We start from the raw sequence: 533 nt of genomic DNA on the forward strand, positions 1-533 counted from the left end.
AAGGATGAAGATGAAAAGAACCGCTTGCTTGCAGCAGGAAATGACTTTAACTTTGTGACCAATGTAGATGATATTTTATCAGACAAGGACATTACTATTGTAGTGGAATTGATGGGGCGTATCGAACCAGCTAAGACCTTTATCACTCGTGCCTTAGAAGCTGGGAAACACGTTGTTACTGCTAACAAGGACCTTTTGGCTGTCCATGGTGCAGAATTGCTAGAAATCGCTAAAGAGCATAAGGTAGCACTTTACTACGAAGCAGCAGTTGCTGGTGGGATTCCAATTCTTCGTACTTTGGCAAATTCATTAGCTTCTGACAAAATTACGCGCGTTCTTGGTGTCGTTAACGGAACTTCCAACTTCATGATGACCAAGATGGTCGAAGAAGGCTGGTCTTACGATGATGCTCTGGCTGAAGCACAAAGACTTGGTTTTGCAGAAAGCGACCCTACAAATGACGTGGATGGGATTGACGCAGCCTACAAGATGGTGATTTTGAGCCAGTTTGCTTTTGGTATGAAGGTTGCCTT

The 533-nt window shown here is 43.7% G+C and carries 1 protein-coding gene; it reads left to right on the forward strand.

Annotated features, from left to right (window positions below):
• The coding region (locus GMD1S_RS10850) for a homoserine dehydrogenase (protein WP_000574475.1) at nt 1–533 on the forward strand (533 nt) is incomplete at both ends.

The sequence above is a fragment of the Streptococcus sp. GMD1S genome (assembly GCF_000296875.1).
In the GTDB taxonomy this organism is placed as follows: Bacteria; Bacillota; Bacilli; order Lactobacillales; family Streptococcaceae; genus Streptococcus.